Below are 9,993 nucleotides of genomic sequence, written 5' to 3'. Positions count from 1 at the left end.
GTCCTCAGACGGATCTGAACGGAAGCTGGTCGAGTACCTCAAGCGGGTCACCACCGACCTGCACGAGACGAGGGCCCGGCTCCAGGAGCTGGAGGCGAGCGGCACCGAGCCGATCGCCATCGTCGGGATGAGCTGCCGGTTCCCCGGGGGCGCGAACTCGCCGGAAGAGCTGTGGCGGCTCGTCGACGAGGGGATCGACGCCGTGTCGCCGTTCCCCGGCGACCGCGGCTGGGACACCGCGGGTGTCTACGACCCCGACTCCGTCCGGCCCGGCACGTCCTATGTGGACCAAGGCGGCTTCCTCGACGACGTCGCCGGGTTCGACCCGGCGTTCTTCGGCATCTCGCCCCGCGAGGCGGCGGCGATGGACCCGCAGCAGCGGCTGCTGCTCGAGACCGCGTGGGAGGCGATCGAGCGCGCCCGCATCGTGCCCGCGTCGCTGCGCGGCAGCCGGACCGGCGTCTTCACCGGCGTCATGTACGCCGGTTACGCGACCGACCTGCCGGGTCTTTCGGAGGAGGTGCTGGGGCACCTCGGCAACGGCAACCTGCCCAGCATCGCCTCGGGCCGGGTGGCCTACGCGCTCGGTCTCGAAGGCCCGGCCGTCTCGGTCGACACGGCTTGCTCCTCTTCGCTCGTCGCGCTGCACCTCGCCGTGCAGGCGCTGCGCAAGGGCGAATGCTCGCTCGCGCTCGCGGGCGGCGTCACGATCATGTCCTCGCCCGGCGGGTTCGTCGAGTTCAGCCGCCAGCGCGGGCTCGCGCGGGACGGCCGCTGCAAGGCCTTCTCCGACGACGCCGACGGCACCGGCTGGGGCGAAGGCGCCGGGATGCTGCTGCTCGAACGGCTCTCGGACGCGCAGCGGCGCGGTCACCCCGTCCTGGCCGTGGTCCGCGGCTCCGCGGTCAACTCCGACGGCGCGAGCAGCGGGCTCACCGCGCCGAACGGGCCGTCGCAGCAGCGGGTGATCAAGCAGGCGCTCGCCGACGCGGGACTCGCGGCGTCCGATGTGGACGTCGTCGAGGCGCACGGCACGGGCACCGCGCTCGGCGACCCGATCGAGGCGCAGGCGCTGCTCGCCGCCTACGGGACGGGCCGGGACCGGCCGCTGTGGCTCGGGTCGATCAAGTCGAACATCGGCCACACCCAGGCCGCCGCCGGCGTCGCCGGGATCATCAAGCTGGTGCAGGCGCTGCGGCACGAGACGTTGCCGCGCACCCTGCACGTCGAGCGGCCCACCACGCACGTGGACTGGTCTTCGGGTGCCGTGCGGCTGCTCACCGAACCGCAGCCGTGGCCGTCGGGCGACCGCGTCCGGCGCGCCGCGGTGTCGTCGTTCGGGGTCAGCGGCACGAACGCGCACGTGCTCGTCGAGCAGGCTCCCGAGCCGGCGCCGGACGGCCCGGTGCCGGACACCGCGCCGGTGGTGGCCTGGCCGCTGTCCGGCCGGACGGCGGCCGCGCTGCGGGCGCAGGCCGCGGCCCTGCTGGCGCAGGTGGACGAGACCGGCCACCGCCCGGTCGACCTCGGGTTCTCGCTGGCGACCTCGCGATCGGCCTTCGAGCACCGCGCGGTCGTCGTCGGGTCGACGCGGGCCGAGCTGGGCTCGGGGCTCGCGGCGGTGGCCTCGGGCGGGGCCGGCGTCACCCAGGGCGTGGCGGACGTGACCGGCCGGACGGTGTTCGTGTTCCCCGGCCAGGGCACGCAGTGGGCCGGGATGGCCACCGAGCTGCTGGAGAGCTCCGAGGTGTTCGCGGCGCGGATGCGGGAGTGCGCCGACGCGCTCGCCGAGTTCGTCGACTGGTCGCTCCTGGACGTCCTTGCCGACGCGGAGATGCTCGAACGCGTCGACGTCGTGCAGCCGGCGTCCTTCGCCATGATGGTCTCGCTCGCCGCGCTGTGGCGGGCGCACGGGATCGAACCGGACGCCGTCGTCGGGCATTCGCAGGGCGAGATCGCCGCGGCGTGCGTGTCCGGGGCGCTGTCGCTCGCCGACGCCGCGCGGATCGTCGCGCTGCGCAGCCGGGCGATCGGCGAGGTGCTCTCGGGCGACGGCGGGATGGTGTCGATCGCGCTGCCGGAAGCCGCTGTCGCCGAACGCCTTGCCCGCTGGGAGACGCGGATCTCGATCGCCGCCGTCAACGGCGTGTCCTCGACGGTCGTGGCCGGCGAGCCCGCCGCGCTGGACGAGCTCGTGGCCGCGTGCGAAGCCGACGGCGTCCGGGCGAAGCGGATCGCGGTCGACTACGCGTCGCATTCGGCGCAGGTGGAACGGATCGAGGAGCGGCTGCTGGCCGCGCTCGCCCCCGTCACCCCGCGGGCCGGCGAGGTGCCGTTGTTCTCCACCGTGCACGGCCGGTGGCTCGACACCGCCACGATGGACGCCCGGTACTGGTACACCAACCTGCGGCAGCCGGTGCGGTTCGAGACGGCGATCCGCGCGCTGGCGGCCGAGGGGTACACCGCGTTCGTCGAGGTCAGCTCGCACCCGGTGCTGACCGTCGGGGTGCAGGAAACGCTGGAGCGGGCCACGACCGGTCCGGCGGTCGCCGTCGGGACCCTGCGCCGCGGCGACGGCGACCGCGGCCGGTTCCTGACGTCGCTGGCCGAGCTGTCCGTCCGCGGCGTGGCGCCGGACTGGGACGCCGTGTTCGCCGGGCACGAAGCCCGGCTGGTCGATCTGCCGACCTACGCGTTCCAGCGGGAGCGGTACTGGCTGGAGCCCGGCGCGGACGCGGCCCCGGCCGACCCGGTCGACGCCGAGTTCTGGGCGACCGTCGAGAGCGACGACGTCGAGCGGCTGTCCCGGGAGCTCGGGGTCGGCGAGGCGGCGCTCGGCCCGGTCCTGCCCGCGCTGTCGGCGTGGCGGCGGCGACGGCGCGAACGGTCCACAGTGGAGGGTTGGCGGTACGGGGTTTCGTGGTCGCTCGTGACGCGGGAGGAGGCCCGGCTGTCCGGCCGCTGGCTCGTGGTGACGTCCGGTACCGAGCGGCAGGCCCGCCTCCTCGAGGAGTTGTCGGCGGCCGGTGCCACCGTGGTGCCGCTCGACGCCGGTGAGGTCTCCCGCGAGCGGCTGCAAGCGGCCGCCGGTGACGAAGCCGTGAGCGGGGTGCTGTCGCTGCTCGCGCTCGACGAGACGCCGGACGCGGAGTTCACCGCGCTGCTCACGGCGAGCGTCGCCCTCGTGCAGGCGCTCGGGGCCGCCGGGCTCGACGCGCCGCTCTGGCTCGCCACCACGGGTGCGGTGTCCACCGGACGCGGTGACCTGGTGACGGCACCCCGGCAGGCGCAGCTCTGGGGACTCGGCCGGACGGCCGCGCTGGAGCTGCCCGGCCGGTGGGGCGGCCTGGTCGACCTGCCCGCCGAACCCGGCGAGCGCACGGTGGGACGGCTGTGCGCGGTCCTGTCCGGCACCGCGGGCGAGGACCAGGTCGCGGTCCGGGAGTTCGGCGTGTTCGGACGGCGGCTGACCAGGGCCGCCGCGCCGGTGGCCGAGTGGCAGCCGCGCGGGACCGTCGTGATCACCGGCGGCACCGGCGCGCTGGGCGCCCGGGTCGCCCGCTGGGCCGCGCACGCAGGTGCGGAGCGGGTCGTGCTGGCGTCGCGGCGCGGTCCGGCGGCGGACGGGGCGGCCGAGCTGACGGCCGAACTCGAAGAAGCCGGGGTCGCCGTGTCGGTGGTCGCCTGCGACGTGACCGACCGGGAAGCGTGCGGCGAGCTGCTGGCCACGGCGGGTGCCGAGGTGCCGGTGTCGGCCATCGTGCACGCCGCCGCGGTGCTCGACGACGGCGTCTTGGAGTCCGCGACCCCGCACCGGATCGACCGCGTGGTGCGGGCGAAAGCGCTGGCCGCCCGGAACCTGGACGAGGCGTCGCGGGAGCTCGCGCTGGACGCCTTCGTCGTGTTCTCTTCCTTCGCGGCGACGATGGGCGCGGCCGGCCAGGGCGCCTACGCGGCCGCGAACGCCTACCTGGACGCGCTGGCCGAGCACCGGCGCGGGCTCGGCCTGCCCGCGACGTCGATCGCCTGGGGGCCCTGGGCGGAGACCGGGCTCGCGACGGCCGACGAGGTGGCCGGCCGGGCGCGCCGCGGCGGCCTGCCGCCCATGGCGCCCGGATCGGCCATGAGCGCGTTGCCCGGTTCGATCGGCGAGGCGTTCGTGGCCGTCGCCGACGTCGACTGGGAACGCTACGCGCCGAGCTTCGCGGCCGTCCGGCCCAGCGCGTTGCTCGGCGACCTGCCGGAAGCCCGCCGAGTGCTCGCCGCGGCGCGTCCGGCGCCCGGCGCGACCCTCGCCGGAGTCCCCGAAGCCGACCGGCCGCGTGCCGTGCTCGAGCTCGTCCGGGCGCACGCCGCCGCGGCGCTCGGCTACGCGCGTCCCGAAGACATCGAGCCGACGCGGGCGTTCCGGGAACTGGGCTTCGACTCGCTGACGGCGGTGGAGTTCCGCAACGTGCTCGGCGCGGCGACCGGCCTGTCGCTGCCGTCGACGATCGTGTTCGACTACCCGACGGCCGAAGCGCTGGCCGGGATGCTGCTGACCGAGCTGTTCGGGTCCCCCGCCGCGGTCGAGGCGCCGGAAGCGGGCCGGGTGCGCAGCGACGAGCCGGTGGCGATCGTGGGCATGAGCTGCCGGTTCCCCGGCGGCGCCGACACGCCGGCCGCGCTGTGGCGCTTGCTGTCCGAAGGGGCCGACGCGCTGACGTCGTTCCCGGAGGACCGGGGCTGGGACCTCGACGACCTCTACGACCCGGAGCCGGGCAAGCCCGGCAAGGTCTACACGCGGCGCGGGGCCTTCCTCGACGGTGCCGCGGAATTCGACGCGGGCTTCTTCGGGGTCTCGCCCCGCGAGGCGACGGCGATGGACCCGCAGCAGCGGCTGCTGCTCGAAACGTCGTGGGAGGCGATCGAGGCCGCGGGCATCGACCCCACCTCGCTGCGGGGCGGCCAGGTCGGCGTGTTCGTCGGCACCAACGGGCAGGACTACTCCGTGCTCGTGATGGACCCGACCGCGGACACCGAGGGCCACGCGAGCACCGGAACGGCGGGCAGCGTGTTCTCCGGCCGGATCGCCTACGCGCTCGGCCTCGAAGGCCCGACCCTGACCGTGGACACCGCGTGCTCGTCTTCGCTGGTGGCGCTGCACCTCGCGGTGCAGGCGGTGCGGCAGGGCGAATGCGCGATGGCGCTGACCGGCGGGGCGACCGTGATGTCGACCCCGACCGCGTTCCAGGCGTTCAGCAGGCAGCGCGGGCTCGCGGAAGACGGCCGCGTGAAGGCGTTCTCGGACGACGCCGACGGCACCGGGTGGGGCGAGGGCGCCGGGATGCTGCTGGTGGAGCGGCTGTCGGACGCCCGGCGCCACGGGCATCCGGTGCTGGCGGTGGTGCGGGGTTCGGCGGTGAACCAGGACGGTGCGTCCAATGGGTTGACGGCGCCGAACGGGCCGTCGCAGCAACGGGTGATCCGGGCGGCGCTCGCGTCGGCCGGGGTGACCGCGTCCGAAGTGGACGTCGTCGAGGCGCACGGCACGGGTACCGCGCTGGGCGACCCGATCGAGGCACAGGCGTTGCTGGCGACCTACGGGCGCGACCGGGAGCAGCCGTTGTGGCTCGGGTCGGTCAAGTCGAACATCGGGCACACGCAGGCCGCCGCCGGGGTCGCCGGCGTGCTGAAGGTCGTGCTCGCGCTGCAGAACGAGCTGCTGCCCCGGACGTTGCACGTGACCGAGCCCTCGTCGCACGTGGACTGGAGCGCCGGGGACATCGCGCTGCTGACCGAGCCGGTCCCGTGGCCGGAGAACGGGCGGCCGCGCCGGGCCGGGATCTCGTCTTTCGGGATGAGCGGCACGAACGTCCACGTGATCGTGGAGCAGGCACCCCCGCTTGGCGGAGGCGAAGCGCCGGAGCCGGCCGACGTCACCGGCGTGACGCCGTGGCTGGTGTCGGCGCGGAGCGCGGCGGGCTTGCGGGCGCAGGCGGGGCGGTTGGCGTCCTTCGTCCAGTCGCGGCCCGGACTCGGGGTGGCCGAGGTCGGGTGGTCGCTGGCCTCGACGCGGGCCCGGCTGGAGCACCGCGCGGTGGTGCTGGCCGATGACCGGGCCGCGGCACTCGCCGCGTTCGCTGCCGGTGAGCCGGTTCCGGGTGTCGTGTCCGGGGTGGTGGATTCGGGGCGTTCGGCGTTCCTGTTCTCCGGTCAGGGTGCGCAGCGGCTCGGTGCGGGCCGGGAGCTGTATGAGTCGTTCCCGGTGTTCGCCGAGGTCGTGGACGCGGTGTGTGCGCAGGTGGATGGTTTGCGTGCGGTGATGTTCGGCGAGGATGCCGAGCTGTTGAACCAGACGATGTATGCGCAGGCGGCGTTGTTCGCCGTCGAGGTCGGGTTGTTCCGGCTGGTCGAGTCGTGGGGTGTCCGTCCGGACTTCCTGGTCGGGCATTCGATTGGTGAGCTGGCGGCGGCCCATGTTGCGGGTGTGTTCTCCCTGGAGGACGCGTGTGCGTTAGTGGCGGCGCGTGGCCGGTTGATGCAGGCCCTGCCGACTGGTGGGGTGATGGTGGCGGTGCAGGCGACCGAGGCCGAGGTCGAGCCGCTATTGGTCGAGGGCGTGTCGATCGCGGCGGTGAACGGTCCGTCCTCGGTGGTGCTCTCCGGCGATGAGGATGCCGTCGGCTCGGTTGTGGAGCAGTTCGAGGGCCGCAAGACTCGCCGGTTGTCCGTGAGCCACGCGTTCCACTCGGCCCGGATGGAGCCGATGCTGGCGGAGTTCCGTCAGGTCGCGGAAACGTTGACCTACCACGCTCCGGCGATCCCGGTCGTGTCCAATGTGACCGGAACCCTGGCCGAAGACCTGACGTCGCCGGAGTATTGGGTCCGGCACGTGCGGGGAACCGTTCGCTTCCACGACGGTGTGACCTATCTGGCCGAGCAGGGCGTGACCCGGTTCCTCGAACTGGGGCCGGATGGTGTGCTGACCGCGATGGCGGCGGAATCTGTTGAAGGCACGGTGGTGTCGGCGCTGCGGAAAGACCGGGCCGAGGAAGAGAGTCTGCTGACCGCGGTGGCGTCGCTGTACGTCGCCGGGCAGGACGTCGACTGGTCGGCCTTCTTCCCCGGTGCCGCGCGGGTCGACCTGCCCACCTACGCCTTCCAGCGCGAGCGCTACTGGGCACGGACCACCGCGAAGGGTGATCTTCGCGCCCACGGCCTGATGACGACCGACCACCCGCTGCTGGGCGCCGCGACCTGGCTCGCCGACACCGGCGGCGTCGTCTTCAGCGGGCGGCTGTCCCTCTCCGAACAGCCGTGGCTCGCCGAGCACGTCGTGCTCGGTTCCGTGCTCTTCCCCGGCACGGCCTTCCTCGAACTCGCCATGCGCGCGGGCGGCGAGGTCGGCTGCGCGACCGTCGAGGAGCTGACCCTGGCCGCACCGCTCGTGCTGCCGGACCGCGGCGACGTCCGGCTGCAGGTGAGCGTCGGCGGCGTCGAGGACGGCGGCGGACGGCCGATCACCGTCCACTCGCGACCGGACGACGAGTCGCCGTGGACGCTGCACGCCGCCGGCCGGCTCGCCGTGGCCGCGCTCCCGCCGGCGAGCGCCCCCGCCGAATGGCCGCCCGCGGGCGCCGAGCCGGTCGACCTCACCGGGTTCTACGACGCCTACGCCGAACGCGGCTTCGACTACGGGCCGGTCTTCCAAGGGGTCACGGCGGCCTGGCGGCTCGGCGACGACATCCTCGCCGACCTCGCGCTGCCCGCGGACCAGCAGGCCGAAGCCACCCGCTTCGGCGTCCACCCCGCATTGCTCGACGCCGCCGTGCAGTCGGCGGCCCTGCGGGAGAAGCCCGGCGAGCGGTCCGCGGCCGGCCTGCCGTTCTCGTGGACCGACGTGTCCCTGCACGCGGCCTGCGCCGCGCCGGTGCGGATCCGGCTCGGCGACGGCGGCACCGGCGGCATCTCGCTCGCCGTGACCGACACCGCGGGCCGTCCCGTGCTGACCGCGGGATCGCTCGTGCTGCGCGAGGTTTCGGCCGCGCAACTGCGCGAGGCCCGGCCGGTCCACCACGACGCCCTCTTCCGGCTCGGCTGGACCCCGGTCGAACTGCCGGGCGCAGCCGGGGCACCGGCGGTGCTCGACGTGGCCGGAACGTGGTCGCCGCCGAGCGGCACGACTGTCTACTCGGGACTCGACGAACTGCGGTCCGCGGACCCGGCACCCGCCGTCGTCGTGGTGCCCGTGCCCGGCCGGGAAACCGGCGACCTCGCCGGGGACGTCCGCGCGGCGACGACCTGGGCGCTGGAGCTGATCCAGCGCTGGCTCGCCGAAGACGCCTTCGCGGACACAAAGCTGGTGATCGCGACCACGGGCGCGGTCCAGGCCGAACCCGGCGAACCGCTCGGCGACCTGGTGAACGCGCCGCTCTGGGGGCTCGTCCGCTCCGCGCAGGCGGAGCACCCCGGCCGGTTCCAGCTCGTCGACCTCGACGGAACAGACGCGTCCGCGGCCGTCCTGCCCCGCGCGGCGGCCGCGGACGAACCACAGCTGGCGATCCGCGGCGGCGAACTCCGCGCCGCGCGTCTCGGCCGCGTCGAGCCGCCGTCGGAACCGCCGTCCCCTTGGGACGCTGAGACGACCGTGCTCGTGACGGGCGCGACCGGCACCATCGGCCGCTCCGTCGCCCGGCACCTCGTCACCGAGCGCGGAGTGCGGCACCTGCTGCTGGTCAGCAGGCGCGGCACCGGCGCGCCGGGTGCCGAGGAGCTGGCCGCCGAGCTGGCCGGGCTCGGCGCCGAGGTCCGGCTCGCCGCGTGCGACGTCGCCGACCGGGCGGCGCTGGCGGCCCTGCTGGCCGAGGTGCCGGGGGACCATCCGCTCGGCGCCGTCGTCCACGTCGCGGGCGCGCTCGACGACGGAGTGGTGACTTCGCTGACGCCGCAACGCTTCGACACCGTGTTGCGGACGAAGGTCGACGCGGCGCTGAACCTGCACGAGCTGGCCGGGGCCGACGAGCGGGTCGCGTTCGTGCTGTTCTCTTCGATCGCCGGCACGTCGGGCAGCGCCGGGCAGGCGAACTACGCGGCGGGCAACGCGTTCCTCGACGCGCTCGCCGTCCACCGCCGGACCCTCGGCCTGCCCGCCGTGTCGCTGGCGTGGGGCCTGTGGGACGAGCGCAGCGAAATGACCGGCAAGCTCGCGGGTGCCGACCGGTCCAGGATGGCGCGCGGCGGGCTCGTGCCGATGTCCACCGAGGACGGATTGGCGCTGTTCGACCTCGCGGTGTCCACCGGGGACCCGGCGCTCGTCCCGGCGCGGCTCGACCTCGCCGGGCTGCGCGGCGAACCGGCGCCGCCGCTGCTGCGCGGCCTGGTGCGCGGCGCCGCGCGACCGGCGCGCACCGAACCGGTGCCGGTCCGGCACGAGCTGGCCGGGCTGACCGGGGCCGAGCGGGAACAGCGGCTGCTCGAACTGGTCTGCGCGGAAGCGGCGGCGGTGCTCGGGCACGCCGACGCCAAGGCGATCGAGGCCGGGCGCGGGTTCCTCGCGCTGGGCTTCGACTCGCTCACCGCGGTCGAACTGCGCAACCGGCTGGGCTCGCTGACCGGGCTGCGGCTGCCGGCGACGCTGTTGTTCGACTACCCGTCGCCCAAGCCGCTCGCGAAGCACCTCGCCGGCGAGCTCGGCGGCGAGCGGGGCACCGCGGCGGTCCCGTCGCTGGCCGAAGAACTGGGCCGGGTCGAGTCGCTGCTGCCGGCGATCGCCGCCGACGAGACGGCGCGCACGGCCGTGGCGCGGCGGCTGCAGGATCTCCTGTCCAAATTGGACGAGGCCGCGGGTGAGAACACCGATGCGCAGGTCACCGACAAGATCGACGCTGCCTCGGACGACGAGATCTTCGAGTTCATCGACAACGAACTCGGCATCTCTTGAACACGGGACGGGCGAGCTGTGCCGGCTCCCGCCAGAAAGGGTGACTCCGACCAGTGAGCGAGCAGAAGCTT

At 74.5% G+C, this 9,993-nt stretch carries 1 pseudogene; it reads left to right on the top strand.

The features are described from left to right. Positions 1-19: 19 nt before the first annotated feature. Positions 20-9,922, top strand: a pseudogene (locus ACFPLC_RS05365) (type I polyketide synthase); the annotation flags it as partial. Between the last annotated feature and the right edge of the window lie 71 nt (positions 9,923-9,993).

Source organism: Amycolatopsis plumensis (assembly GCF_042652605.1).
In the GTDB taxonomy this organism is placed as follows: Bacteria; Actinomycetota; Actinomycetes; order Mycobacteriales; family Pseudonocardiaceae; genus Amycolatopsis; species Amycolatopsis plumensis.
Note: the sequence above shows the minus strand (reverse complement) of the source record. Positions and strands in the feature narration are given on the sequence as shown.